The 24,385-nt window shown below is 64.1% G+C and carries 26 protein-coding genes; 23 read left to right on the top strand and 3 right to left on the bottom strand.

All coding sequences use genetic code 11. The features are described 5' to 3' along the window. Positions 1-77: 77 nt before the first annotated feature. From fabD to UB43_RS13260, 10 genes are all read left to right on the top strand, one after another. The gene (fabD, locus tag UB43_RS13305; RefSeq protein WP_045211613.1) at positions 78-1,016 is read left to right on the top strand and encodes an ACP S-malonyltransferase; all 939 of its coding nucleotides are present in this window, start codon (positions 78-80) and stop codon (positions 1,014-1,016) included. Positions 1,017-1,030: 14 nt separating this feature from the next. Then, a complete protein-coding gene (fabG, locus tag UB43_RS13300) occupies positions 1,031-1,774 on the top strand; it encodes a 3-oxoacyl-ACP reductase FabG (protein WP_037014455.1) in 744 nt (247 codons plus the stop codon). A gap of 192 nt (positions 1,775-1,966) precedes the next feature. Beyond that, positions 1,967-2,203, top strand: a complete 237-nt coding sequence (gene acpP / locus UB43_RS13295; RefSeq protein WP_015477931.1) for an acyl carrier protein — start codon at positions 1,967-1,969, stop codon at positions 2,201-2,203. Between the two features lie 118 nt (positions 2,204-2,321). Beyond that, on the top strand, positions 2,322-3,566 hold the full coding sequence (fabF, locus tag UB43_RS13290; protein WP_082085835.1) for a beta-ketoacyl-ACP synthase II: 1,245 nt from the start codon (positions 2,322-2,324) through the stop codon (positions 3,564-3,566). After that, on the top strand, positions 3,566-4,381 hold the full coding sequence (gene pabC, locus UB43_RS13285; RefSeq protein WP_045211606.1) for an aminodeoxychorismate lyase: 816 nt from the start codon (positions 3,566-3,568) through the stop codon (positions 4,379-4,381). The genes fabF and pabC overlap by 1 nt, the downstream gene beginning before the upstream one ends. Before the next feature lie 6 nt (positions 4,382-4,387). After that, positions 4,388-5,482, top strand: coding sequence for an endolytic transglycosylase MltG (gene mltG, locus UB43_RS13280; RefSeq protein WP_045211604.1), 1,095 nt, complete (start codon positions 4,388-4,390; stop codon positions 5,480-5,482). A gap of 25 nt (positions 5,483-5,507) precedes the next feature. Beyond that, a complete protein-coding gene (gene tmk, locus UB43_RS13275) occupies positions 5,508-6,140 on the top strand; it encodes a dTMP kinase (RefSeq protein ID WP_045211601.1) in 633 nt (210 codons plus the stop codon). After that, the gene (locus UB43_RS13270) at positions 6,133-7,119 is read left to right on the top strand and encodes a DNA polymerase III subunit delta' (RefSeq protein WP_045211598.1); all 987 of its coding nucleotides are present in this window, start codon (positions 6,133-6,135) and stop codon (positions 7,117-7,119) included. Before tmk ends, UB43_RS13270 begins: the two co-directional genes overlap by 8 nt. A gap of 36 nt (positions 7,120-7,155) precedes the next feature. Continuing rightward, a complete protein-coding gene (locus UB43_RS13265; RefSeq protein WP_009621447.1) occupies positions 7,156-7,512 on the top strand; it encodes a PilZ domain-containing protein in 357 nt (118 codons plus the stop codon). 102 nt (positions 7,513-7,614) lie between these two features. Continuing rightward, positions 7,615-8,391 carry a TatD family hydrolase gene (locus UB43_RS13260; protein WP_045211590.1) on the top strand — a complete coding sequence of 259 codons (777 nt, stop codon included), beginning with the start codon at positions 7,615-7,617 and terminating at the stop codon, positions 8,389-8,391. A 264-nt stretch (positions 8,392-8,655) separates the two neighbouring features. Here the strand turns inward: UB43_RS13260 and UB43_RS13255 are convergent, their stop codons facing one another. Beyond that, on the bottom strand, positions 8,656-9,789 hold the full coding sequence (locus UB43_RS13255; RefSeq protein WP_045211588.1) for an aminotransferase class V-fold PLP-dependent enzyme: 1,134 nt from the start codon (positions 9,787-9,789) through the stop codon (positions 8,656-8,658). Positions 9,790-9,873: 84 nt separating this feature from the next. On the opposite strand from UB43_RS13255, the gene UB43_RS13250 reads away from it, so the two are divergent. The 5 genes from UB43_RS13250 (at position 9,874) to UB43_RS13230 (ending at position 13,745) form a co-directional block, all read left to right on the top strand. Beyond that, positions 9,874-10,512: a TetR/AcrR family transcriptional regulator gene (locus tag UB43_RS13250; RefSeq protein WP_045211585.1), complete on the top strand. Its 639-nt coding sequence runs from the start codon at positions 9,874-9,876 to the stop codon at positions 10,510-10,512. A gap of 94 nt (positions 10,513-10,606) precedes the next feature. Further along, positions 10,607-11,575, top strand: coding sequence for a GTP 3',8-cyclase MoaA (locus tag UB43_RS13245; protein ID WP_045211583.1), 969 nt, complete (start codon positions 10,607-10,609; stop codon positions 11,573-11,575). A 25-nt stretch (positions 11,576-11,600) separates the two neighbouring features. Beyond that, a complete protein-coding gene (locus UB43_RS13240) occupies positions 11,601-12,494 on the top strand; it encodes a radical SAM protein (protein WP_045211581.1) in 894 nt (297 codons plus the stop codon). A gap of 64 nt (positions 12,495-12,558) precedes the next feature. Next, entirely contained in the window at positions 12,559-13,170 is a 612-nt protein-coding gene (locus UB43_RS13235; RefSeq protein WP_045211578.1) for a DUF4823 domain-containing protein, read from the top strand. Continuing rightward, entirely contained in the window at positions 13,167-13,745 is a 579-nt protein-coding gene (locus UB43_RS13230) for a DUF1285 domain-containing protein (protein ID WP_045211575.1), read from the top strand. The genes UB43_RS13235 and UB43_RS13230 overlap by 4 nt, the downstream gene beginning before the upstream one ends. 107 nt (positions 13,746-13,852) lie before the next feature. Here UB43_RS13230 and UB43_RS13225 read toward each other — a convergent pair whose 3' ends face one another. Then, on the bottom strand, positions 13,853-15,541 hold the full coding sequence (locus UB43_RS13225) for an electron transfer flavoprotein-ubiquinone oxidoreductase (RefSeq protein WP_156160410.1): 1,689 nt from the start codon (positions 15,539-15,541) through the stop codon (positions 13,853-13,855). Between the two features lie 310 nt (positions 15,542-15,851). On the opposite strand from UB43_RS13225, the gene UB43_RS13220 reads away from it, so the two are divergent. From UB43_RS13220 to fabV, 3 genes are all read left to right on the top strand, one after another. After that, positions 15,852-16,601 (top strand): electron transfer flavoprotein subunit beta/FixA family protein, encoded by a 750-nt coding sequence (locus UB43_RS13220; protein ID WP_026078867.1) that lies wholly within the window; start codon positions 15,852-15,854, stop codon positions 16,599-16,601. Beyond that, entirely contained in the window at positions 16,601-17,530 is a 930-nt protein-coding gene (locus UB43_RS13215) for an electron transfer flavoprotein subunit alpha/FixB family protein (protein ID WP_045211570.1), read from the top strand. Before UB43_RS13220 ends, UB43_RS13215 begins: the two co-directional genes overlap by 1 nt. A gap of 214 nt (positions 17,531-17,744) precedes the next feature. Beyond that, on the top strand, positions 17,745-18,941 hold the full coding sequence (gene fabV, locus UB43_RS13210; RefSeq protein WP_045211568.1) for an enoyl-ACP reductase FabV: 1,197 nt from the start codon (positions 17,745-17,747) through the stop codon (positions 18,939-18,941). A 55-nt stretch (positions 18,942-18,996) separates the two neighbouring features. On the opposite strand, the gene UB43_RS13205 is transcribed toward fabV, so the two are convergent. Next, positions 18,997-19,944, bottom strand: a complete 948-nt coding sequence (locus UB43_RS13205) for an alpha/beta fold hydrolase (RefSeq protein WP_045211565.1) — start codon at positions 19,942-19,944, stop codon at positions 18,997-18,999. A gap of 97 nt (positions 19,945-20,041) precedes the next feature. Between UB43_RS13205 and UB43_RS13200 the strand changes: the two genes are divergently transcribed. From UB43_RS13200 to UB43_RS13180, 5 genes are all read left to right on the top strand, one after another. Continuing rightward, a complete protein-coding gene (locus tag UB43_RS13200) occupies positions 20,042-20,869 on the top strand; it encodes an ABC transporter substrate-binding protein (protein WP_045211564.1) in 828 nt (275 codons plus the stop codon). A gap of 28 nt (positions 20,870-20,897) precedes the next feature. After that, positions 20,898-21,242, top strand: coding sequence for a DUF4398 domain-containing protein (locus UB43_RS13195; protein ID WP_045211563.1), 345 nt, complete (start codon positions 20,898-20,900; stop codon positions 21,240-21,242). Continuing rightward, positions 21,239-22,051, top strand: coding sequence for an OmpA family protein (locus UB43_RS13190; protein WP_045211562.1), 813 nt, complete (start codon positions 21,239-21,241; stop codon positions 22,049-22,051). The genes UB43_RS13195 and UB43_RS13190 overlap by 4 nt, the downstream gene beginning before the upstream one ends. Before the next feature lie 152 nt (positions 22,052-22,203). Next, positions 22,204-22,839: a response regulator transcription factor gene (locus UB43_RS13185; RefSeq protein WP_045211560.1), complete on the top strand. Its 636-nt coding sequence runs from the start codon at positions 22,204-22,206 to the stop codon at positions 22,837-22,839. Positions 22,840-22,945: 106 nt separating this feature from the next. After that, positions 22,946-24,385: a PLP-dependent aminotransferase family protein gene (locus UB43_RS13180; RefSeq protein WP_045212506.1), complete on the top strand. Its 1,440-nt coding sequence runs from the start codon at positions 22,946-22,948 to the stop codon at positions 24,383-24,385.

Below are 24,385 nucleotides of genomic sequence, written 5' to 3'. Positions count from 1 at the left end.
TCCAACTGTCAGTTCAATGCGCCAGGCTTTCGCCGGCGCTATCCATTTGACGACACAGACAAAAGGGACCTGTTGCAATGTCCGCATCCCTCGCCTTCGTATTCCCCGGTCAAGGTTCGCAGTCGCTCGGCATGCTTGCCGAGCTGGGTGCCCAGCACGCCATCGTGCGCGATACCTTCGCCGAAGCTTCCGCTGCTCTGGGTTATGACCTCTGGGCTCTGGTGCAGGACGGCCCGGAAGAGCGCCTGAACCAGACCGACAAGACCCAGCCCGCCATTCTCACTGTCTCCATCGCCCTGTGGCGCCTGTGGCAGTCCGAAGGTGGTGTGCTGCCGGCTTATGTCGCCGGCCACAGCCTGGGTGAGTACTCCGCGCTGGTCGCCGCCGGCAGCCTGGCTTTCGCCGATGCGGTGAAGCTGGTCGAGCGTCGTGGCCAATTGATGCAGGAAGCTGTTCCTGCGGGCACTGGCGGCATGGCCGCCATCCTGGGCCTGGAAGACGCTGATGTGCTCGCGGCCTGCGCCGAAGCGGCCCAGGGCGAAGTGGTCAGTGCTGTGAACTTCAATGCGCCGGGCCAGGTAGTGATCGCTGGTGCGGCCAAGGCTGTCGAGCGTGCCATCGAGGCGTGCAAGGCTCGTGGCGCCAAGCGTGCTGTTGCGCTGCCGGTCAGTGTGCCTTCGCACTGCGAGCTGATGCGCCCGGCCGCCGAGCGTTTCGCCGAGGCTGTCGAGGCCGTTCAGTGGCAGATGCCACAGATCGCCCTGGTACAGAACGTTACCGCCCAGGTTCCGGCCGATCTGGCCGCGCTCAAGCGCGACCTGCTGGCGCAGCTGTACAGCCCGGTCCGCTGGGTCGAGAGCGTGCAGTTGCTGGCCGAAAAGGGCGTCGCCGACCTGGTCGAATGCGGTCCGGGCAAGGTGCTGGCTGGTTTGAACAAGCGTTGCGCCAAGGGCGTGACCACCCACAACCTGGATTCCGCGGATGCCTTCGGTGCAGCCCGCGCGGCTCTGGCTTGAACAGGAGATAAGGCATGAGTCTGCAAGGTAAGGTTGCCCTGGTTACCGGCGCGAGCCGTGGTATCGGTCAGGCCATCGCACTGGAACTGGGTCGCATGGGCGCCACCGTGGTCGGCACCGCCACCAGCGAGTCCGGCGCGCAGAAAATTTCCGAGTACCTCAAGGAAAACGGCATCCAGGGTTCGGGCATGGTCCTGGATGTGTCCAACGACGAGTCCGTGACCGCCGTTGTCGAAGCCATCCAGAAAGAATCCGGCGCACCGGCTATCGTCGTCAATAACGCAGGCATCACCCGCGATAACCTGCTGATGCGAATGAAAGACGACGAGTGGTTCGATGTGGTCAACACCAACCTCAACAGCCTCTACCGTCTGTCGAAAGCCGTCCTGCGCGGCATGACCAAGGCTCGCTGGGGTCGCATCATCAATATCGGCTCCGTCGTCGGCGCCATGGGCAACGCCGGGCAGACCAACTACGCGGCTGCCAAGGCCGGCCTGGAAGGCTTCACCCGCGCCCTGGCGCGTGAAGTCGGTTCCCGTGCTATCACTGTCAACGCGGTTGCTCCGGGCTTCATCGACACCGACATGACTCGCGAACTGCCCGAGGCCCAGCGTGAAGCGCTGCTCGGCCAGATTCCTCTGGGTCGACTGGGACAAGCCGAAGAGATCGCCAAAGTGGTAGCATTCCTCGCTTCCGAGGGCGCAGCTTATGTTACGGGTGCCACGGTACCGGTGAATGGCGGAATGTACATGAGCTGATGTGACGAGTTCCTTCGTGGCGATGTCATATGCGCTGTCTAAAGTTATCCAAGCGTCGTAACGCTGGAATAGACAGAGCATCTGGGTTGTCGCGAAGGGGCGTCAGCGTTCAGCTTGAAATGCAGAAAACCCTTTCTATACACTTACCCGCAGCCCAGCTGTACGGATTGTCCATAGGAGTGAAAACAAGGTATGAGCACCATCGAAGAACGCGTCAAGAAGATCGTTGCTGAGCAACTCGGCGTTAAGGAAGAAGAAGTCACCAACAGCGCTTCCTTCGTCGAAGACCTGGGCGCCGACTCCCTTGACACCGTTGAGCTGGTGATGGCTCTGGAAGAGGAATTCGAGACCGAAATCCCCGACGAGCAAGCCGAAAAGATCACCACCGTTCAGGAAGCCATCGACTACATCGTTGCCCACCAGGCATAAGACGTAGTCGTCGGTTCCCCGACGAAAGAAGCCGCACGGCCTGCAAAGGCGTGCGGCTTTTCTTTAACGCCGGCATCAGCCGGCGTTATTGCCGTGAAACACATGAGAGGAAGTCACAGTGTCGCGTAGACGCGTAGTCATCACTGGCATGGGTATGTTGTCGCCCCTGGGTGTGGATGTGCCGAGCAGTTGGGAAGGCATTCTCGCCGGGCGCAGCGGTATCGCCCCGATCGAACACATGGACCTGTCCGCCTTTGCCACCCGTTTCGGCGGCTCGGTGAAAGGGTTCGACGTCGAGCAATACATGTCCGCCAAGGAAGCTCGCAAACTCGACCTGTTCATCCAGTACGGCCTGGCCGCCAGCTACCAGGCGGTGCGCGACTCCGGCCTGGAAGTCACCGACGCCAACCGGGAGCGCATCGGCGTTGCCATCGGTTCGGGCATCGGCGGTCTGACCAACATCGAAAACACCTGTCGTTCGCTGTTCGAACAGGGCCCGCGGCGCATCTCGCCGTTCTTCGTGCCTGGTTCGGTCATCAACATGGTTTCCGGGTTCCTGTCGATCAACCTCGGTCTGCAGGGTCCCAACTACGCCATCACCACCGCCTGCACCACCGGCACCCACAATATCGGCATGGCCGCGCGCAACATTGCCTACGGCGACGCTGACGTGATGGTGGCCGGCGGGTCCGAAATGGCGGCCTGCGGTCTTGGCCTGGGCGGCTTCGGCGCCGCTCGCGCACTGTCCACCCGCAACGACGAGCCGACCAGGGCCAGCCGTCCGTGGGATCAGGACCGTGACGGCTTCGTGCTCTCCGACGGCGCAGGCGCGCTGGTGCTGGAAGAGCTGGAGCACGCCAGGGCTCGCGGCGCACGCATTTACGCTGAGGTCGTCGGCTTCGGCATGAGCGGTGACGCCTTCCACATGACCGCTCCGCCGGAAGACGGCGCGGGCGCCGCACGTTGCATGAAGGCTGCGCTGCGCGATGCCGGGCTGAACCCCGAGCAGGTCGACTACATCAATGCCCACGGCACCTCCACGCCGGCCGGCGACATCGCGGAAATCGCCGCGGTGAAATCGATCTTCGGCGACCATGCCTACCAGCTGTCGATGAGCTCCACCAAGTCCATGACCGGCCACCTGCTGGGTGCTGCCGGTGCGGTCGAGGCGATCTTCTGCGTGCTCGCGCTGCGTGATCAGGTGGCTCCGCCGACCATCAACCTGGACAACCCCAGCGAAGGCTGCGACCTCGACCTGGTTGCCCATCAGGCCAAGGAACGTCCGATCGACGTTGCCCTGTCCAACTCCTTCGGCTTCGGCGGCACCAACGGCTCCCTGGTGTTCCGCCGGTTCCACGGCTGATGCTGAGCTGGATCGACGGCCAGAGCGGCGAGGCCCTGTCCGCGCGTGATCGCGGGCTGGCCTACGGCGACGGGCTGTTCGAGACCATCCGCGTGTCAGCAGGCCGTCCGCGCCTGCTGACACGCCATCGGGCAAGGCTGGAGGAGGGCGTTCGGCGCCTGTCCCTGCCTGTCTCGCTCGATCTCGTCGAAGACGAACTCCTGCGTTTCTCCACCTTGCTCGGCGATGGCGTCGCCAAGCTGGTACTGACCCGCGGCGAAGGCGCGCGCGGCTATGCCCCGCAGGCCGATGCCCAGGTGCGCCGCCTGTTGCTGGCTTCGCCTGCGCCGGCCTACCCGGCGAAGAACCGCGAGGAGGGCGTCACGCTCTTCCCCTGCGCCACCCGCCTGGCTGAGCAGCCGCTGCTCGCCGGCCTCAAGCACCTCAATCGCCTGGAGCAGGTCCTGGCTCGCGCCGAGTGGAGCGACCCCGCGTTTGCCGAAGGATTGATGCGTGATGTTTCCGGGCGGATCGTCGAGGGTGTGTTCAGCAACCTGTTCGTCGTGAAGCAGGGTGAGCTGGTCACGGCCGAGCTCAGCCGCTGCGGCGTTGCCGGCGTCATGCGCGCCGAGATCATCGAGCGCGCTCGCGACTTGGGTGTGCCGGTTGTCATTCGTGATATCGAGCACAGCGAACTGGCGCAGGCCGATGAGGTCTTTCTCTGCAACAGCCTCTACGGTATCTGGCCGGTGCGCGGCGTGGCCGAGTTCGCTTGGCCGGTCGGGCTGCTGACCCGTAAACTGCAGGGCCAACTCCGCGAACTTCTGGATTCCTGATACGTGATGCGCAAATTGCTGGTGCTGCTGGAAGGCGGCCTGCTGCTGGTCGGGCTCGTACTGGGCCTGGCGGCCTGGGAGCAGCACCGTGCGCTGCAGCAGCCGCTCCGGCTCACCGAAGAGCGTCTGCTCGACGCTCCCAGCGGCGCCACCCCCGGCCGCTTGCTGACCCGTCTGGAGGACGAAGACGTTCTGCACGGCGGTTTCTGGCTGCGCCTGTACTGGCGTTTCAACCTGGCCGGTGAGGCGCTGCACAGCGGCGAATACCGCCTGACGCCCGGCATGACCGCCGCCCAGTTGCTCGATCTGTGGCGCGAAGGCGATGTGGTGCAGTACGGCCTGACCCTGGTCGAGGGCTGGAACTTCCGCCAGGTGCGCGAGCTGCTCGCCCGCCAGCCCAAGCTGGAGCAGACCCTGAATGGCCTCAGCGATGCCGAGGTCATGGCGAAGCTGGGCAAGCCCGGTGTCTTCCCGGAAGGCCGCTTCTTCCCCGATACCTACCGCTTCGTCCGCGGCACCAAGGACGTCGACATCCTCAAGCACGCCTACCAGCGCATGGACAGCATCCTGGCCGAGGAGTGGGACAAGCGCGCCCAGGAGTTGCCCTACAAGGATTCCTACCAGGCGCTGATCATGGCTTCGCTGGTGGAGAAGGAAACCGGTGTGCCCCAGGAGCGCGGCCAGATCGCCGGCGTCTTCGTGCGCCGCCTGCAGAAGAACATGCTGCTGCAGACTGACCCGACCGTCATCTACGGGATGGGCGAGCGCTACGCCGGCAGGATCACCCGCGCCGACCTGCGCACGCCGACGCCTTACAACACCTACGTGGTTGCCGGCCTGCCGCCGACGCCCATCGCGCTGCCCGGCCGCGAGGCCATCCATGCCGCGCTCAACCCGGTGGCGGGACAGAGCCTGTACTTCGTCGCCCGCGGTGACGGCAGCCATACCTTCTCCGACAACCTCGATGACCACAACAAGGCCGTCCAGGAGTTCCAGATCAAGCGTCGCGCCGACTACCGTTCCAGTCCGGCGCCCGTCCCGCTGCCGGCGCAGGCGCCGGATGCAGACACTCCCGCCGCAGATTCCCCTGCAGCGCAGTAGCCCGATAACACAAGGAGTGAGCCGAGTGACCGGCCTGTTCATCACCCTGGAAGGCCCCGAAGGCGCGGGCAAGAGCACCAACCGCGAGTACCTGGCCGAGCGCCTGCGTGAACGCGGCATCGAGGTCCAGCTGACCCGCGAGCCCGGCGGTACGCCGCTGGCCGAGCGCATCCGCGAGCTGCTGCTGGACCCCAGCGATGAAAAGATGGCGGTGGATACCGAGCTGTTGCTGGTCTTCGCGGCCCGCGCGCAGCACATCGCCCAGGTGATCCGTCCGGCCCTCGAACGCGGCGCCGTGGTCCTCTGCGATCGCTTCACGGATGCCACCTACGCCTACCAGGGCGGCGGTCGTGGTCTGCCGGTAGAACGCATTGCGCAACTGGAGAGCTTCGTCCAGGGCGGCTTGCGTCCGGACTTGACCCTGGTCTTCGACCTGCCGGTGGAAATCGGCCTGTCCCGTGCCGCTGCCCGTGGGCGCCTGGATCGCTTCGAGCAGGAAGGTCGCGCCTTCTTCGAGGCGGTGCGCAATACCTATCTGGATCGCGCCCGCGCCGAACCGGGGCGCTATCACATCCTCGATGCCGCGCAGACGCTGGCCGAGGTGCAGCGCGACCTGGACAAGCTGCTGCCGGCCTTGCTGGAGCGCCTCAATGGCTGACATCTACCCCTGGCAGCAGGGCCTCTGGCAGCAACTCAGCAGCCGCCCGCAGCACGCTCATGCCTATTTGCTTCACGGCCCGGCCGGCATCGGCAAGCGTGTGTTGGCGGAAAATTTCGTGCATTTCCTGCTCTGCCAGCGCCCCGAGGGCGGCAAGGCCTGTGGTCAGTGCAAGGCCTGCCAGTTGCTGGCGGCCGGCACCCATCCGGATTATTTCCTGCTGGAGCCGGAGGAGGCGGAGAAGCCGATTCGCGTCGATCAGGTGCGCGAACTGGTGAATTTCGTGGTGCAGACCGCGCAACTCGGCGGTCGCAAGGTGGTACTGCTGGAGCCGGCCGAGGCGATGAACCTTAACGCGGCCAACGCGCTGCTCAAGAGCCTGGAAGAGCCCTCGGGCAATACCGTCCTGCTGCTGATCAGCCACCAGCCCAGCCGTCTGCTGCCGACCATCAAGAGTCGCTGTGTGCAGCAGGCCTGCCCGCAGCCGACCGCCGAGCAGGCCCGTGCCTGGCTGGCCAGTGCGCTGCCGGATGAATCGTCGGAGGCGCTGGACGAGCTACTGGTGCTCGCTGGCGGTTCTCCGCTGACCGCGCTGCGACTGCAGGGGCAAGGCGTGCGCGAGCAGCGCGCACAAGTGGTCGAAGGGGTGAAGAAGCTGCTCAAACAGCAGGTTGCCCCAGGTCAGCTGGCCGAAAGCTGGAATGCTGTACCCTTGCCGCTACTGTTCGACTGGTTCTGCGACTGGGCGCTGCTGATGCTGCGCTACCAGTTGGCCCGCGACGAAGAGGGTCTTGGGCTCGCGGACATGCGCAAGGTCGTGCAGTATCTCGCCGAGAAATCGACACAGCCCAAGGTGCTGGCGATGCAGGACTGGTTGCTTTCGCAACGGCAGAAGGTCCTCAATAAAGCCAACCTCAACCGTGCCTTGCTTCTCGAAGCCTTGCTCGTACAGTGGGCAAGTCTGCCCGGGCCGGGCTAGAATCCGGCCATCGGAAAAATCTGCCAGGACAGCTGAATGAGCTTGCCACCAAATCTGGGTCCGCGTAACGGAATCCTGTCCCTGACCATCAAGGACAAATCCGTGCTGTATGCCGCCTACATGCCGTTCATCCGCAACGGTGGGCTGTTCATTCCGACCAACAAGACCTACAAGCTGGGTGATGAGGTCTTCATGCTGCTCAACCTGATGGACGAGCCAGAAAAGATCCCGGTCGCCGGCAAGGTGGTCTGGATCACTCCGAAGGGCGCCCAGGGCAACCGCGCCGCCGGCATCGGCGTGCAGTTCAACGACGGCGACAATACCGCGCGCAACAAGATCGAGACCTACCTCGCCGGCGCGCTGAAGTCGGACCGCCCGACCCATACCATGTAGCCCATACCCTGTAGTTCATACCATGCGAGAATGGCAGCCTGTACAGGCTGCAAACACGAAGCGCCCCGAGGGGCGCTTCGTCATTTTCCGGAGAAGGTTTTTATGCTGGTCGATTCCCACTGCCACCTCGATCGCCTCGATCTCGCCGCCCACGGCGGATCGCTGGATGCCGCGCTGGATGCCGCTCGTGCGCGCGGCGTCAGCCAGTTCCTGTGCATCGGCGTGAGTGCGGACAATGCCAGGGCAGTGAAGGACCTGGCGGATCGCTATGCCGACGTGCATTGCTCGGTGGGCGTCCATCCGCTGGACCTGGAGCCCGGCGCCGCGCCGGCGCTGGACTGGTTGCTGGGCGAGCTGAACCACCCGCGCGTGGTGGCCATCGGCGAGACCGGCCTGGACTATCACTACGAGCCCGAAGCCGCCGAGTTGCAGCAGGAAGCCTTCCGCCTGCACCTGGAGGCCGCCAAGGTCACCGGCAAACCGGTCATCGTGCATACCCGCGAAGCTCGCGCCGACACCCTGGCGTTGCTGCGCGAGGCGGCGCTGCCGCAGGCTGGTGTGCTGCACTGCTTCACCGAGGACTGGGAGATGGCCAAGGCGGCGCTGGATATCGGCTTCTATATCTCGCTGTCGGGCATCGTCACCTTCCGCAACGCCGAGCAATTGCGTGAGGTGGCCCGCCAGGTGCCGGTAGATCGCCTGCTGGTGGAGACCGACTCGCCCTATCTTGCGCCGGTCCCCCACCGTGGCAAGCCGAACCTGCCCGAGTACGTGCGCGAAGTCGCTGAGTACCTGGCCGTGCTGCGCGGGGTGAGCTTCGAAACCCTGGCCGAGCAGACCACCGCCAACTTCCGCCGGCTGTTCCCGCTCACAACCTGACTGCGTCGGCGCGGATACATTTCCTGCGCGCAAAAAAAACCCGGGTTCTGGGGGATGAATCCGGGTCAAGACCATTAGGAGTGTAACAATAAGGTACGCGATCCTCGGTACCTTCACCGGCGGGGCACTTGGGGGGAGATGCCGCGCACCGGTATCTACAAGTATTGGCCAAGATGCGGCGGCCGCCACAGGGTGCCCGATGTTTTTTAAACGGATTTGGAATACATCACACCGGGCTGAGCAGCTTTCTCGGTTGCGCCTGCATTATTGCCCCGCCAGAGCCCCGATCAGCCCCAGGGTTTCCTCGATGACCGCCTCGCTGGTGTAGAAGTGCGGCGAGAAGCGGATGCCGGCGCCACGCTGGATGCACACCACCTGCTCGGCGCGCAGGCGCTCCAGCAGGCGGGCGTTGTCCCAGCCGGCGAGGCTGAAAGTCAGGATGCCGGCGCGACGGGCCGGTTCCAGCGGGCTGTGCAGTGAGGCGCCGCTGATTTGGCCCAGGCCGTCGTGCAGTTGCTGGACGCGGGCCTGCACCAATTCACCCACCTTCGCCATGCCGACTTCCTCCAGCAGGCTCAGGCTGGCCTCCAGCGCCACTGCGCCGAGCATGTTCGGGCTGCCGCACTCGAAGCGCCGCGCGCTGCGGGCGGGCTGCCAGTCGGCGAGGTCATAGTTGCCGGCGTTTTCCAGCATGTGCCAGCCGTATTCCTGCAACGCCAGTTGCTCGCGCTCGGCGGCGCGGCAATAGAAAACACCCAGGCCTTCCGGGCCGAGCATCCACTTGTGGCCGTCAGCCATGGCGAAGGCACAGTCATACGCCTGGACGTCGAAGGGCAGGGCGCCCAGCTGCTGGATGGCATCGATGCAATACAGTACGCCGCGCTGGCGGCAGCCGACGCCGAGGCGCTCCAGGTCCATGCGCAGGCCGCTGGCGTACTGCACCGCGCTGATCGACAGCAGGCGCGTGCGCGGGGTGCAGGCGGCCAGCAGGTCGCCTTCCGGGTCGTTTCCATCCAGGCTCACCTGAATGACCTCCACGCCGCGTGGTTTCAGCGCTTCCCAGACGATGCGGTTGGAGGGGAATTCCTGGTCGCTGATCACCACCTGGTCGCCGGCGCGCCAGTCCAGGCCGAAGGCGACGAACGACAGGGCCTCGGAGGTGTTCTTCACCAGCGCGATGTCGCCGGTGGTCTGGGCGTTCACCAGGCGCATCAGGCGCTCGCGCAGGCGCTTCTCGATGGTCAACCACTGCGGGTAGTCGCGGGCTCCCTGCAGGATGTTCTCCTGGGCGAAGGCGGCGACGGCATCTGCGGCGCGCTTGGGCCAGGGCGCTACCGCCGCGTGATTCAGGTAGCGCAGGCCGGTTTGATGGGGAAACTCGGAAGAAAAGCTAATCATGTCGGATGATCCGTGCAATTTGGCGCTGAATAGGCATAATACGCGGCTTCGAATTTTGACTATTTTTGACCGAACAGTCTTTTTATGCAGAAAGAGCCGCGCAAGGTTCGCGAATTCCGTCGTCGCGAACAGGAAATCCTCGACACCGCCCTCAAGCTGTTCCTTGAGCAGGGCGAAGACAGTGTCACGGTCGAAATGATCGCCGATGCCGTGGGTATCGGCAAAGGCACCATCTACAAGCACTTCAAGTCCAAGGCGGAGATCTACCTGCGCCTGATGCTGGACTACGAGCGCGATCTGGCCGACCTGTTCCATTCCGAAGACGTCGCCCGCGACAAGGAGCGCCTGTCGCGTGCCTACTTCGAGTTCCGCATGCGCGACCCGCAGCGCTACCGCCTGTTCGACCGCCTGGAAGAAAAGGTGGTGAAGACCAGCCAGGTCCCGGAGATGGTCGAGGAGCTGCACAAGATCCGCGAATCCAACTTCGAGCGCCTGAGCCAGCTGATCAAGGAGCGCATCGCCGCGGGCAAGCTGGAAGACGTGCCGGCCTACTTCCACTACTGCGCGGCCTGGGCGCTGGTGCATGGCGCCGTGGCGCTGTACCACTCGCCATTCTGGCGCGAAGTGCTGGAGGACCAGGAGGGCTTCTTCCAGTTCCTCATGGACATCGGCGTGCGCATGGGTAACAAGCGCAAGCGCGACGGCGATACGCCGGCCGCCTGAGTCGCCATTCAGATGGCCCATCGTCGCAGTTGCGACAGGGCTTGTGGTGAGGGTGGGGATATACTTGCATGAGTGATTCCCACCGGAGCCGAGCATGATCGTCGACCGCCAGGGCAGGCGCTTCCGCAACCTGCGGGTCAGCCTGACCGCCGCGTGCAACTACGCCTGCACCTACTGCGTGCCGGACGGCAAGCGTCTGGTCGCCGCGCAGGACGAGCTTTCTGCCGATTCGCTGGTGCGCGGGGTCGCCTACCTGATCGAGGCCGCTGGCATCGAGCGGCTGCGGATCACCGGCGGCGAACCGCTGGTCAGCCCGAAGCTGGATGCCTTCCTGCACGGTGTCAGCCGCCTCGGCCTGCGGGACATCGCCATCACCACCAACGGCCAGCTGCTGTCGAAGAAGTTGCCGCTGTTGCTGGACTGCGGCATCCGCCGCCTCAATGTTTCCCTCGATACCCTGGATGCAGGCGCCTTCCGGCGCATCGCCCGCGGCGGCGATCTGGCCACCGTGCTCAGGGGGCTCGACGAGGCTCGCGCCGCGGGCCTGAAGATCAAGCTCAACATGGTGCCCCTGCGCGGGCAGAACCTCGACCAGGTGGTGCCGCTGCTGGACTACTGCCTGGAACATGGCTTCGAGCTGCGCTTCATCGAGCTCATGCGCATGGGCCACCTGGCCCGCGACCCGAACGGTTTCAACCAGCAGTTCATTGGCATGACCGAGCTGCTCGAGCTGATTGGCGAGTGTCACCCCTACATCCAGGCGGATGCGCCGGTGGATGCCACCGCCCTGCGCTACGAGGTGCCGGGGCAGGGCTTCTTCGGCGTGATCGCCAACGAGAGCGTGCCGTTCTGCCGCACCTGTTCGCGCCTGCGCCTGTCCTCCACCGGCTGGCTGCATGGCTGCCTGTCCTCGAGCAATCGCCACTACGTCGGCGATCTGCTCGACAAGCCGCGTCACCAGGCGCTCCCGGCCCTGCAACGGCTGCTGGTGCGCGCACTGGCGGACAAGCAGGAAGTTGCCTTCTCCGGCGGCGTCACCATCATGAAGATCATCGGCGGCTGAGACCGCCCCCAGACCTGATGAGCCCATGCCCAACGAATTCCCCATTTCCTATATCGAGCCGGTCTTCCGGCCACCGAGCGAGGCGAACTCGCTCATTCTTCCGGTTACCAACGGTTGTTCGTGGAACCAGTGCGGCTTCTGCGAGATGTACACCCAGCCGCAGAAGAAATTCCGCGCCCGTGACGAGGTCGAGGTGCTGGAGGAGATTCGCCGCTGTGGCGAGCGCCTGATCGTCCAGCGGGTGTTCCTGGCCGACGGCGATGCGCTGGTGCTGCCGACGCGGCGCCTGCTCAACATCCTCCGCGCGATCCGCGAGCACATGCCCGAGGTGGACCGCGTTTCCAGCTACTGCCTGCCGCGCAACCTGCGCAAGAAGTCGGTGGAGGAGCTGAAGGAGCTCGCCGACGCCGGCCTGCGCATGGCCTACGTGGGCGCCGAGTCCGGCGACGACGAAGTGCTGGCGCGGGTGAGCAAGGGCGAGACCTATGCCTCCACGCTGGATGCCCTGCAGAAGCTGGGCGAGGCGGGAATCACGCGCTCGGTGATGATCCTCAACGGTCTGGGCGGCAGCACGTTGAGCGCCCAGCACGCCGACAACTCGGCGCGCCTGATGAACGAAGCGCAGCCGGAATTCCTCTCCACCCTGGTGGTGACTTTCCCGACGGGCGAGGAGCGCTTCCGCGCTGGCTTCCCGGACTTCCAGCCGCTTTCGCAGGCCGAGCTGTTCGTCGAGATCGAGCGCCTGCTGAGCGCGCTGGCGCTGAACGACACGGTGTTTCGCAGCGACCATGCGTCCAACTACCTGGTGCTCAAGGGCACGCTGGGCGCGGACAAGGCGAAGTTGCTGGCCCAGGTTCGCCAGGCCATCGAGCAACCCCAGCGCGCGCATTTGCGCCAGGAATGGCAGCGCGGCTTGTGATGGCGCGGAAGCTGCATTGCCTGTCCGAATGCCGGTTTTTCGTCGCCGGCTCCGGAGACTTTGCATGCGCCAACTGATACTGATCCTTGCCTTCGCCGCCCTGGGCGGCTGCATGAGCCCCAACGACCTGGCCGACGGCACCGATTACTACCTGCGCGACGCGGGCTTCCTCGATCACAGCCAGACCCGCCGCACCTCGAACTGGCGCCTGCAGCAGGACTCCTTCATCTACATCGCCCAAGGGCCGTTCGTGCCGCCGGGGCATCCCTATGCACGACCCAACGTGGTGGCGGAGGAGGCGTTCAAGGGCTTCGTCCAGTACTTCCCGCTGGTCCGTCGGGCCAAGAGTCCGCTGGGGCTTGAGGGCGCCATGCAGGAGGCGCGCGCGGCGGGCGCCAATTATCTGCTGTATACGCGATTCGCCCGTGGAGAGGACAATGCCGGGACCTACGAGCAGTACGAAGACACCGACAACGCCGTGGGCCGTGACCGCAGCGTGATCCAGGTGATGCTGATCGAGACCGACAACCGCTACCTGGTGGACAGTGCGACTATCCGCAGCCGCGGCGGTTTTCTGACATTCTATGATGCCAGCCCCGAGGACCTGATCGGGCAACCGCTGGAAGACTATGCCCGCAGCCTGCTGGGGGTGAAGACGCGAGAGGAGTACCAATGACTGATCCACAGGTTCAATCGGAGCGGGCCGGCAACCTGCTGGCGCAGATTCCCGCCAGCAAGGACAAGGGGCTGCCGCCGGTACATCTGTGGAACCCCGATTGCTGCGGCGATATCGACATGCGCATCGCCCGCGACGGCACCTGGTATTACCTGGGCACGCCGATCGGCCGCAAGCCGATGGTGCGGCTGTTCTCCACCATCCTCCGCCGCGATGGCGACGACTATTTCCTGGTCACTCCGGTGGAGAAGTGCGGGATCACGGTCGATGACGCGCCTTTCGTCGCAGTCACCCTGGCGGTCGAAGGGGAGGGAGAGCAGCAGGTGTTGCGCTTCACCACCAACGTCGAGGACGAGGTGGTGGCCGATGCCGCGCATCCGATCCGCGTCGACCTGGACCCGCAGACTCAGGAGCCGTCGCCCTACGTTCTGGTGCGGGTGAATCTGGAGGCGCTGATCCACCGCAATGTGTTCTACCAGCTGGTGGAACTGGCGGTTCCCCGCGAGATCGCCGGCGTTGTCTGGCTGGGTGTCTGGAGTTCGGGGGAGTTCTTCCCCATCGCGCCGCAGCCGTGACCCTATGGTCTGAACGCGGCCGGTAGTTCGAATCCGGCTTCGCTACAACTTTTTCGAACTTGCAAAAAAGGCTCCCGAGGGAGCCTTTTTCGTTACCGCCAACGCAATTACATGTTGGGGTAGTTCGGGCCGCCGGTGCCCTCGGGGGCAACCCAGGTGATGTTCTGGGCCGGGTCCTTGATGTCGCAGGTCTTGCAGTGTACGCAGTTCTGGGCGTTGATCTGGAAGCGCTTGCTGCCATCGTCGTTGCTTACCACTTCGTACACGCCGGCCGGGCAGTAACGCTGCGCGGGCTCGTCGTAGAGCGGCAGGTTCTTCGCGATCGGGGTGTTCGGGTCGGTCAGCTTCAGGTGGATCGGCTGGTCTTCCTCGTGGTTGGTGTTGGACAGGAACACCGAGGAGAGCTTGTCGAAGCTGAGTTTGCCGTCCGGCTTCGGATAGTCGATCTTCGGCGCTTCGCTGGCCTTCTTCAGGGTCGCGTAGTCCGGCGTCGTATCGTGCAGGGTGAACGGAAGCTTGCCGCCGAAGATGTTCTGGTCGATGAAGTTGAACGCACCGCCACCGATGGCGCCGAACTTGTGCATCGCCGCGCCGAAGTTGCGGCTGCGGAACAGTTCGTCGTACAGCCAGCTGCCCTTGAAGGCCTCGACGTAGTTGGTCAGCTCGTCACCGCCTTCGCGGCCGGCGAACAGGGCTTCGGCAACGGAGTCGGCGGCCAGCATGCCGGACTTCATGGCGGTGTGGCTGCCCTTGATCTTGGCGAAGTTCAGGGTGCCGAGGTCACAACCGATCAGTGCGCCGCCGGGGAAGACCATCTTCGGCAGCGAGTTCAGGCCGCCCTTGCAGATGGCGCGAGCACCATAGGCCACGCGCTTGCCGCCTTCCAGGTACTGCTTGATCACCGGGTGGTGCTTGTAGCGCTGGAACTCGTCGAACGGCGACAGGTGCGGGTTGGTGTAGGACAGGTCGATGATCAGGCCGACCACCACCTGGTTGTTCTCCAGGTGATAAAGGAAGGAGCCGCCCGGGTTGTCGTCGTTCAGCGGCCAGCCGGCGGTGTGTACGACCAGGCCTTGCTCATGCTTGGACGGGTCGATGTCCCAGATTTCCTTGATGCCGATGCCGTAGTGCTGGGCGTCGGCTTCGCTGTCGAGCTTGTACTTCTTGATCAGTTGCTTGCCGATGTGGCCACGGCAGCCTTCGGCGAACAGGGTGTACTTGGCACGCAGTTCCATGCCCGGGGTGTAGTAACCCTCTTTCGGATTGCCTTCGCGGTCGACGCCCAGGTCACCGGTGACAATGCCGCGCACCACGCCATTCTCGTCGATCAGCGCTTCCTGGGCGGCGAAGCCCGGGTAGATCTCGACGCCCAGGCCTTCGGCCTGCTGGGCCAGCCATCGGCACAGGTTGCCCAGGGAAATGATGTAGTTGCCTTCGTTGTGCATGGTCTTGGGCACGAAGAAGTTCGGCACCTTGGCCGCCGCTTCCGGGCTCTTCAGCACATAGATGTCGTCGCGCTTGACGGGGGTGTTGAGCGGCGCTTCGAGTTCCTTCCAGTTGGGGAACAGCTCGTTCAGCGCGCGGGGCTCGAACACGGCGCCCGAGAGGATGTGGGCGCCCACTTCGGAACCCTTCTCGACCACACAGACGCTGATTTCCTGACCGGCGTCGGCGGCCTTCTGTTTCAGTCGGCAAGCGGCGGACAGACCGGCAGGGCCGGCGCCGACGATGACGACGTCGAATTCCATAAATTCGCGTTCCACTATCGATCTCTCCTGAATCAAGGCTCTGGGCATTTTGTAGGTATTGGGATGGGCGCGCCCCCACCCAGTAAGAGCGGGGCGCATTATAGCTAGACCTGTTGCTATATCTAAACCCTTTATCGAGGGCAATACAAACGTTTGTTTGAATCGCACGTAACCCTGATAGAATCGGGGTCCGCGGCTTATGAAGGGGTATTTTCGTGTATTGACCCGCCCGGTCGATGCGGTCAAGATACCTGCGGTTTTGCGGTCGCGTTGCGCTGGATGTAGTCGCAGATGGCGTGCACTACCGGCCAGGCCTGTCTGGCGACATTCCTATTCACCGGAGAAAAACGAGGAATCCATGAAGGTTCTTGTAGCTGTCAAACGAGTGGTTGACTATAACGTCAAGGTCCGCGTCAAGGCGGACAACTCCGGCGTCGATCTCGCCAACGTCAAGATGTCCATGAACCCCTTCTGCGAAATCGCCGTGGAAGAGGCCGTCCGCCTGAAAGAGAAAGGCGTCGTCACCGAGATCGTTGCGGTCTCCGTCGGCCCGACTGCTGCCCAGGAGCAACTGCGTACCGCGCTGGCTCTGGGTGCTGATCGCGCCATCCTCGTTGAAACCAACGAAGAACTGAGCTCCCTGGCCATCGCCAAGTCGCTGAAAGCCCTGGTCGACAAAGAGCAGCCGCAGCTGGTCATCCTCGGCAAGCAGGCCATCGACAGCGACAACAACCAGACCGGCCAGATGCTGGCTGCGCTGACCGGCTACGCCCAGGGCACTTTCGCCTCCAAGGTGGAAGTCGCTGGCGACAAGGTCAACGTCACCCGTGAAATCGACGGCGGCCTGCAGACCGTTGCCCTGAACCTGCCGGCAATCGTCACCACCGACCTGCGCCTGAACGAGCCGCGCTACGCGTCGCTGCCCAACATCATGAAAGCGAAGAAGAAGCCGCTGGACGTGGTGACCCCGGACGCCCTGGGCGTTTCCACCGCTTCCACCGTGAAGACCGTGAAAGTCGAAGCTCCGGCTGCCCGTAGCGCCGGCATCAAGGTCAAGTCCGTTGCCGAACTGGTCGAGAAACTGAAGAACGAGGCGAAAGTAATCTGATGGCTATCCTGGTAATCGCTGAGCACAACAACGGCGCACTGGGCGCTGCCACTCTGAACACTGTCGCTGCCGCGCAGAAGATCGGTGGTGACATCGCTGTCCTGGTCGCTGGCCAGAACGTCGGTGGCGTGGCCGAAGCCGCTGCCAAGATCGCCGGTGTTTCCAAGGTGCTGGTCGCCGACAACGCCGCCTACGCTCATCAGCTGCCGGAGAACGTTGCTCCGCTGATCGCTGAGCTGGGCAAGGGCTACAGCCACGTGCTGGCCGCCGCCACCACCAACGGCAAGAACTTCCTGCCGCGCGTTGCCGCCCTGCTGGACGTCGACCAGATCTCCGAGATCATCGAAGTGGTCAGCGCCGACACCTTCAAGCGCCCGATCTACGCCGGTAACGCCATCGCTACCGTGCAGTCCTCGGCTGCCGTCAAGGTCATCACCGTGCGTGGCACCGGCTTCGACGCCGTCGCTGCCGAAGGTGGTTCCGCCGCTGTTGAAGCCGTTTCCGGCCCGGCCGATGCCGGCAAGTCCGCCTTCGTCGGTGAAGAGCTGGCCAAGTCCGACCGTCCGGAACTGACCGCTGCCAAGATCGTCGTTTCCGGCGGCCGCGGCATGGGCAATGGCGACAACTTCAGCATTCTGTACTCCCTGGCTGACAAGCTGGGCGCTGCCGTCGGCGCTTCCCGCGCTGCCGTTGACGCCGGCTTCGTGCCGAACGACATGCAGGTCGGCCAGACCGGCAAGATCGTTGCTCCGCAGCTGTACGTGGCCGTCGGTATCTCCGGCGCCATCCAGCACCTGGCGGGCATGAAGGATTCGAAAGTGATCGTTGCGATCAACAAGGACGAAGAGGCGCCGATCTTCCAGGTCGCCGACTACGGCCTGGTCGCCGACCTGTTCGAAGCCGTACCGGAGCTGGAAAAGGCCATCTGAGCCCGATCCGCTTGTTGAAGGAACCCGCCCCCGTGGCGGGTTCTTTCATTTCAGGTCGCTGATTTTCCTCGGGAAATGAGCGTTTTGCTGCGCCGATGACCCATTGGTCACGAATCTTTGCCGAGAAGTCCACCGGCGAAGGTGTCTCATCTACAATGCGCGACGTCTCCAGTTCCTGAATGTGTTCAATCGACACCTGGCTACCGAGGTTTTCATGATCATCAAACCGCGCGTGCGTGGCTTCATCTGCGTCACTACCCACCCGACCGGCTGTGAAGCCAACGTCAAGGAACAGATCGAGTACGTCGAGGCGCACGGCCCCATCGCCAACGGTCCGAAGAAGGTCCTGGTCATCGGTTCCTCCACCGGCTATGGCCTGGCCGCGCGCATCAGCGCCGCCTTTGGTGCCGGTGCCGACACCCTGGGCGTGTTCTTCGAGCGTCCGGGCAGCGAGACCAAGGCGGGCACCGCCGGCTGGTACAACTCCGCTGCCTTCGAGAAGTTCGCCAAGGCCAAGGGCCTGTATGCGCGCAGCATCAATGGCGACGCATTCTCCGATGAGGTGAAGAAAGCCACCATCGAGACCATCAAGCAGGACCTGGGCAAGGTCGACCTGGTCGTCTACAGCCTGGCCGCGCCGCGCCGTACCCATCCGAAGACCGGCGAGGTCTTCAACTCCGTGCTCAAGCCGGTCGGCAAGGCCGTCAACTTCCGTGGTCTGGACACCGACAAGGAAGTGATCAAGGAAAGCGTGATGGAGCCGGCCACTGAGGCCGAGATCGCCAACACCGTAGCGGTGATGGGCGGTGAAGACTGGCAGATGTGGATCGACGCGCTGCAGGAAGCCGGTGTGCTGGCCGATGGCGCCAAGACCACCGCCTTCACCTACCTGGGCGAAGAGATCACCCATGATCTGTACTGGAACGGCTCCATCGGCGCCGCCAAGAAGGACCTGGACCAGAAGGTCCTGGGCATTCGCGAGAAATTGGCCGCCACCGGTGGCGACGCCCGTGTTTCGGTGCTGAAGGCCGTGGTCACCCAGGCCAGCTCGGCCATCCCGATGATGCCGCTGTACCTGTCGCTGCTGTTCAAGGTGATGAAGGAGAAGGGCACCCACGAAGGCTGCATCGAGCAGGTCGACGGCCTGTTCCGTGAAAGCCTGTACGGCGCCGAGCCGCACCTGGACGCCGATGGTCGCCTGCGCGCCGACTACAAGGAACTGCAGCCGGACGTGCAGGACACCGTGAAGGACCTGTGGAACAAGGTCACCAACGAGAACCTGTACCAGCTGACCGACTTCACTGGCTACAAGTCCGAGTTCCTGCGTCTCTTCGGCTTCGAGATCGCCGGCGTGGACTACGAGCAGGACGTCAATCCGGATGTGCAGATTCCGAATCTGATCCAGCTCTGAGTCTGCACCAACCAAAACGGCGCCTTCGGGCGCCGTTTTGGTTTTCCAGCCTGGGTCAGTTCGATGCGGTCACGGGCGCATGATTGCGCTGGAGGAAGTCCAGGTAGAGGCGGGCGGTTTCCTCCGGGCGCTCGATCATCGGCACATGGCCGCAATCGCGCAGGATGGCCACGCTGGGTTTCTTCAGCAGCGGCTTCATCACGTCGATGCTGGATACGTCCAGCACGCGGTCACGGTCGCCCCACAGCAGCAGGGTCGGTGCGGTGATCTTCGGCAGCTCGGGTTCCAGCGGGATGTAGCGCTCACGTAGCTGCTGGAAGACCATGCCGTTGAATGCGCTGCGCTCCAGCGCGCGTTCCGCCAGGTAGTCCTGCAGCCGTGACGGCAGCGGCGGCTTCTGCACAAAGACGAAGTCGAGCAGTGCAGGGAAGTCGTCCACCGAGCGCAGCACCAGCGGGTTTTCGCCGTTCTTGAGGCGCTCGAACAGCTCGCTCGGGTGCGGTGCGATGACGCCGGCGTTGTCGAACAGGCCGACCGACAGCACTTCCTGCGGATGCCGCGCGGCCAGCAGTGCGGCGATGTGCCCGCCCATGGAGTTGCCGACCACGTGGAAGCGGCCGATGCCCTGTTCGCGCATGAAATCCGCCAGGCGCTCGGCCTGGGTGCCGACGTCATAGCTGATGTTTGCAGGCTTGCTGCTGTCGCCGAAGCCCGGCAGGTCGACCGCGATGACGTGATAGTCCTGGGTCAGGAAGCGGGCGAAGCGCGGCCAGTTGCTCTTGTCGGCGCCGAAGCCGTGGATCAGCAGGATGGTCTGGGCCTTGTCCGGGCCGCCCTCGTAGTAAGTGATGTCGAGGTCGTCGACCTGCAGGCTGTTGGTGGACAGCCGGGCGCGGGCGCTTTCGACATACTGCGCGGTTGCCAGCAGGGTGGAGGGGAAGGCGTAGAGCACGCCAGCGGCGACGGCTATCGCCAGGAGAAGGGCCAGAAGGGCTTTCTTCATGAGAAGTCCTTATTACCAAATCGGGTCGGTGTGCTTTACGCTAGCATTTTGCGGCTCTAAGCATGGCCGTTCTTTCTTCTGGTGAGCGAGACTACCGATGCCTGATTGCTCCACGCTGATCCGTGCGGCGCTGTTGCTGGTGACTTTCTCAATGCCCCTGGTCGGTTCTGCCGCCGGCAAGTGCGAGCGCCTGGTGGCCACCGGTAACCCGGAATACCCGCCCTACCTGTGGCGCGACCCGGCGCAGCCGGAGCGCCTGATCGGCGCCAACGCCGACCTGCTGGAACAGATCGGCAAGGCGGTCGGAGTGAATATCCGGGTGATCTACACCGGTTCCTGGGCGCGTGCGCAGGAAGAGGCGCGACTGGGTCGGGTCGACCTGATCGCTGGCGCCTTCCTCACACCGCCGCGCCTGGAGACCATGGACTACATCCATCCGGCCTTTCTCACCACCGACAACGTGGTCTGGATGCGCAAGGACGCCACCACGCCCTACACCGGTCGCGACGACCTGCGCGGCCTGAAGGGCGGTACCCTGGTGAACAACAGCTTCGGCCCGGACTTCGACACCTTCGCCAAGCAGGAGCTGGTCCTGGAAGAGGTGCCCAGCCTGACCCAGGCGTTCCAGAAACTGCTGCTCAAGCGTTCGGATTATGTGATCTACGAGCACTATCCCGGCCTGGCGGTCGCCGATACCCTCGGCATGGCCGACGACCTGCAGCCGCTGGAACCGCCGATCTCCAGCGAAGGTCTGTACCTGACCGTGGCGCACAACTCGGCCTGCAATGACCCGTGGCTGCGCGGACAACTGGCGAAAAAAATGACAGAATTGACGGCCGCCGGAGTCCCGCAGCGCCTGCTGCAGGACAACCTGGCCCGCTGGAAGGCCCAGCAGCTGCAGCCTGCCAGCACTCCCACCGAGTAGGACAATAGATTTCGTGATCAATCGACGGATGATGGTCGCCGGCCTGGCTTTGTTTGCAGTGGCCGGCTGTGCGACGAACGACCCGGCACCCAACGAACAGATGCGCCTCACCGAGCAGGCGCTGGAACAGGCCAAGGCCGTGGGTGCGACCGATGACGTGGCCGAGCTCAAGCTCGCCGAGGACAAGTACCAGGCCGCCAAGGGCGCCCTGGCGGTCGGCTCGAACAAGAAGGCGCGGCAGCTCGCCGAGCAGGCCGAGCTCGACGCCCGCCTGGCCGAGGCCAAGGAGTTGACGCGCAAGAGCGCCGAGCAACTGGCCGAGCAGGGCAAGAGCATCAACCGCCTGCGCAAACAGTTGGGAGAAGTGCAATGACTTCCCTGCAACTGTTGCGTCTGGCTGCACTGTCGAGTGCGGTCCTGCTGGCCGGCTGCGCCAACAGCCAGCTCAGCGAGAAATCCCTGGAGCAGGCCCGCCTGCAGTTCCAGGCCGTGAAGGAAGACTCCTCGGTGCTGCGCAGTGCGCCCAAGGACGTGATCCGCGCCGGCGAGTCGCTGGCCCGTGCCGAACGCCTGTCCAACTACTGGGGCAGCAGCGACGACGTGCTGCAGTATTCCTACCTCAGCCAGCGCTACAGCGAGATCGCCCGCGAGCACAGCAACCTGGCGCTGAACCAGGAGCGCCTGGGCAAGCAGCAGATGGAGCGTGAGCGTCTGCAACTGGCGATGCGCGAAGCGCGCCTGCTCAACGTGCAGGAGCAGAGCAAGTGGCTGGAGCAGCAGATGGTCAGTCTCGCCACCAACGAAACCGAGCGCGGCCTGGTGCTGACCCTGGGCGATGTGCTGTTCGACAGCGGCGAAGCGGACCTCAAGCCCGCCGCCAATCGCACCGTGCTCAAGCTGGTGCAGTTCCTCCAGCTCAATCCGCGCCGGGTGATCCGCATCGAGGGCTACACCGACGCCGAAGGCGACCGCGAACAGAATCTGCAGTTGTCCAAGGACCGTGCGCAGGCCGTGGCTGATGCTCTGACCGACCTGGGTGTGGACCAGAAGCGCGTCCAGGTACAGGGCTATGGCGAGGCCTATCCGATTTCGGATAACGCCTCGTCGCTGGGGCGCGCGCAGAACCGCCGGGTGGAGATCGTCTTCTCCGACGAGAAGGGCCAGCTGGGCGCCGAACGCTGATCCCTTCGCAATATCCCGTCACAGGAAAACCCCGGAAGCCCAGGCTCCGGGGTTTTTTGTCAGGGGGATCTCGAAATCTTTCGAGTCGCAGCTTGGCGAAAATAGCCAGGTGCGACTAATCCCCTCAGGGGAGCTGTAGACGAGAGAACGAGATGTCATCGGAAAAGAAGCTTTTCAATGTAATCGTGGCGGACCCGCAACCGATGATCGGTTGGGGCCTCGAACGCTATCTGCTGGAGCGAGAACTGGCGCAGGTGAAAGCCTTCGTCAGCGATACCGACAGCCTGCTGGATGTGCTCGATGCCCATCCCGAGGTCGACCTGGCCATCGTCGAGCTGGCGCTGCCCGGCGCCCGTGGGCGTGACGGCGTGCACCTGATCGAATGGCTGCAGCGCCACCATCCGGAAGTGCCTGTACTGGTCTACTCGGTCATGGGCGCGCCGCTGTTGGCGACTGCGGCGGTCAAGTGCGGCGCCGTGGGCTACGTCTGCAAGCGCAACCCGCTGAGCCTGCTGGACGACGCCATCGCCCGCATCCGCAAGGGCGAGACCTACATCGACCCGATGCTGCGGCCGCCGCGCCATACCGGCAAGCCGCTGAGCCCGACCGAGATCGATATCATCCGTCGCCTGGCCCATGGCGCCACGGTGGGGGAAATCGCCGAGCGGACCAACCGCAGCGTCTCCACCATCAGCACTCACAAGCGCAACGCCATGCAGAAGCTCGGCCTGACCACCGATGCGCAACTGGTGGTGGCGGGGCTGCTGGACTGGCTCGGGGAAATCTGAGCGGACAGGGCGGCATGACTGTATCGGACGGAATGTTTCCGACTGTTCTGGAACAGTTTGCACTTTTTGGCTACTGTTTCGGTTCAATGACCGAGGGATGGCCGTCATGTCCAATCTGCTGCTCTACCAGCGCATCGCCCAGCAACTGGCGGAAGACATCCGTCGTGGTGTCTACCAGCCGGGCGAGCGCGTGCCGTCCGTGCGCAAGTTGAGCACTCAGCTCAACGTCAGCCATGCCACGGTGCTCCAGGCCTACGCCACCCTCGAAGACCAGGGGCTGATCCGCGCGCGCCCGCAATCCGGCTTCTACGTGCACCGCACACCGGCGCTGACCGCCTCGACCCCGGACATCGCCCGTGTCGAGCGGCCTGGCCTGGTCACGCGCAGCAGCATCATCAACCAGGTGCTCGCCGAAGCGCGCCGCGAAGGCGTGTTTCCGCTGGGCGCTGCCGTGCCGCACGTGGATTACCTCCCGGTCCGCGCGCTGCACCAGCAGTTGGCCAAGGTCACCCGCTTCTCCAGCCCGCGCGCCTTCAGCTACATGTTCAGCCCCGGCTACGAGCCGTTGCGCCGCCAGGTGGCGATCCGCATGCGCGATGCCGGCGTGGTGGTCGACCCGACCCAGGTGACCATCACCCATGGCTGCGTGGACGCCATCCACATGGCCTTGCGCGTGATGACCCGTCCAGGCGACCTGATCGCCACCGAGTCGCCGAGTTACTACGGCTTGCTGCAGTTGGCCGACATCCTCGGTCTGAAGGTCATCGAGATCCCCAGCGACCCGCTGACGGGCATCAGCCTGGAAGCCCTGCAGCTGGCGGCCAACCAGTGGCCGATCAAGGCGCTGGTGCTGACCGCGCGCCTGAGCAATCCGCTGGGTGGCACCATTCCGGAGGACCGCCAGAAGGCGCTGCTCAAGCTCACCGCCGAGCACAACATCGGCGTGATCGAAGACGATATCTATGGCGAACTGATGTTCGACCAGGGCCAGACCAAGGCGCTCAAGGCCCACGACCGCGACGGTCGCGTGGTGTATTGCTCGAGTTTCTCCAAGACGATTTCCCCCGGCGTGCGCATTGGCTGGATCATCACCGAGCGCTACCAGGAAGAAATCCGCCGTCTGCAGACCTTCACCACGCATTCGGCGTGCACCGTCACCCAGATGGGCGTGGCGGCATACCTGGAGAATGGCGGCTACGACCGGCACCTGCGCTACATCCGCCAGGAGTACCGCAAGAACATGACCGCCTACCAGCTGGCGGTGCAGCAGTACTTCCCCGAAGGTACGCAGATGACCCGGCCCAAGGGGGGCTTCATCCTCTGGGTCAGCCTGCCGGCCAAGGTGAACACCAAGGAATTGCACGTGCGCGCGCTGGAGCAGGGCATCAGCATCGCGCCGGGGCTGATCTTCAGTAACACCGAGCAGTTCAACAACTGCCTGCGCCTGACCTGCGGCATCCCGTGGGACCGTGAGGCGGAGCGGGCGATCATGACCCTCGGCATGCTGGCCTGCCAGCTCTGCCAGGAAGAACTGATCGCTGCGTAA

The organism is Pseudomonas sp. 21, from assembly GCF_000955805.1.
GTDB lineage: Bacteria > Pseudomonadota > Gammaproteobacteria > Pseudomonadales > Pseudomonadaceae > Pseudomonas.
The sequence above is the reverse complement of the archived record's forward strand: the minus strand, read 5'-3'. Positions and strand labels throughout refer to the sequence as shown.

Excerpts from the sequence above, each read along its gene's own strand:
- fabD (WP_045211613.1), top strand. The coding sequence starts at position 78 with ATGTCCGCATCCCTCGCCTTCGTATTCCCCGGTCAAGGTTCGCAGTCG.
- fabG (WP_037014455.1), top strand. The coding sequence starts at position 1,031 with ATGAGTCTGCAAGGTAAGGTTGCCCTGGTTACCGGCGCGAGCCGTGGT.
- acpP (WP_015477931.1), top strand. The coding sequence starts at position 1,967 with ATGAGCACCATCGAAGAACGCGTCAAGAAGATCGTTGCTGAGCAACTC.
- pabC (WP_045211606.1), top strand. The coding sequence starts at position 3,566 with ATGCTGAGCTGGATCGACGGCCAGAGCGGCGAGGCCCTGTCCGCGCGT.
- mltG (WP_045211604.1), top strand. The coding sequence starts at position 4,388 with ATGCGCAAATTGCTGGTGCTGCTGGAAGGCGGCCTGCTGCTGGTCGGG.
- UB43_RS13270 (WP_045211598.1), top strand. The coding sequence starts at position 6,133 with ATGGCTGACATCTACCCCTGGCAGCAGGGCCTCTGGCAGCAACTCAGC.
- UB43_RS13265 (WP_009621447.1), top strand. The coding sequence starts at position 7,156 with ATGAGCTTGCCACCAAATCTGGGTCCGCGTAACGGAATCCTGTCCCTG.
- UB43_RS13260 (WP_045211590.1), top strand. The coding sequence starts at position 7,615 with ATGCTGGTCGATTCCCACTGCCACCTCGATCGCCTCGATCTCGCCGCC.
- UB43_RS13255 (WP_045211588.1), bottom strand. The coding sequence starts at position 9,789 with ATGATTAGCTTTTCTTCCGAGTTTCCCCATCAAACCGGCCTGCGCTAC.
- UB43_RS13250 (WP_045211585.1), top strand. The coding sequence starts at position 9,874 with ATGCAGAAAGAGCCGCGCAAGGTTCGCGAATTCCGTCGTCGCGAACAG.
- UB43_RS13245 (WP_045211583.1), top strand. The coding sequence starts at position 10,607 with ATGATCGTCGACCGCCAGGGCAGGCGCTTCCGCAACCTGCGGGTCAGC.
- UB43_RS13240 (WP_045211581.1), top strand. The coding sequence starts at position 11,601 with ATGCCCAACGAATTCCCCATTTCCTATATCGAGCCGGTCTTCCGGCCA.
- UB43_RS13235 (WP_045211578.1), top strand. The coding sequence starts at position 12,559 with ATGCGCCAACTGATACTGATCCTTGCCTTCGCCGCCCTGGGCGGCTGC.
- UB43_RS13230 (WP_045211575.1), top strand. The coding sequence starts at position 13,167 with ATGACTGATCCACAGGTTCAATCGGAGCGGGCCGGCAACCTGCTGGCG.
- UB43_RS13225 (WP_156160410.1), bottom strand. The coding sequence starts at position 15,541 with ATGCCCAGAGCCTTGATTCAGGAGAGATCGATAGTGGAACGCGAATTT.
- UB43_RS13220 (WP_026078867.1), top strand. The coding sequence starts at position 15,852 with ATGAAGGTTCTTGTAGCTGTCAAACGAGTGGTTGACTATAACGTCAAG.
- UB43_RS13215 (WP_045211570.1), top strand. The coding sequence starts at position 16,601 with ATGGCTATCCTGGTAATCGCTGAGCACAACAACGGCGCACTGGGCGCT.
- fabV (WP_045211568.1), top strand. The coding sequence starts at position 17,745 with ATGATCATCAAACCGCGCGTGCGTGGCTTCATCTGCGTCACTACCCAC.
- UB43_RS13205 (WP_045211565.1), bottom strand. The coding sequence starts at position 19,944 with ATGAAGAAAGCCCTTCTGGCCCTTCTCCTGGCGATAGCCGTCGCCGCT.
- UB43_RS13200 (WP_045211564.1), top strand. The coding sequence starts at position 20,042 with ATGCCTGATTGCTCCACGCTGATCCGTGCGGCGCTGTTGCTGGTGACT.
- UB43_RS13195 (WP_045211563.1), top strand. The coding sequence starts at position 20,898 with ATGATGGTCGCCGGCCTGGCTTTGTTTGCAGTGGCCGGCTGTGCGACG.
- UB43_RS13190 (WP_045211562.1), top strand. The coding sequence starts at position 21,239 with ATGACTTCCCTGCAACTGTTGCGTCTGGCTGCACTGTCGAGTGCGGTC.
- UB43_RS13185 (WP_045211560.1), top strand. The coding sequence starts at position 22,204 with ATGTCATCGGAAAAGAAGCTTTTCAATGTAATCGTGGCGGACCCGCAA.
- UB43_RS13180 (WP_045212506.1), top strand. The coding sequence starts at position 22,946 with ATGTCCAATCTGCTGCTCTACCAGCGCATCGCCCAGCAACTGGCGGAA.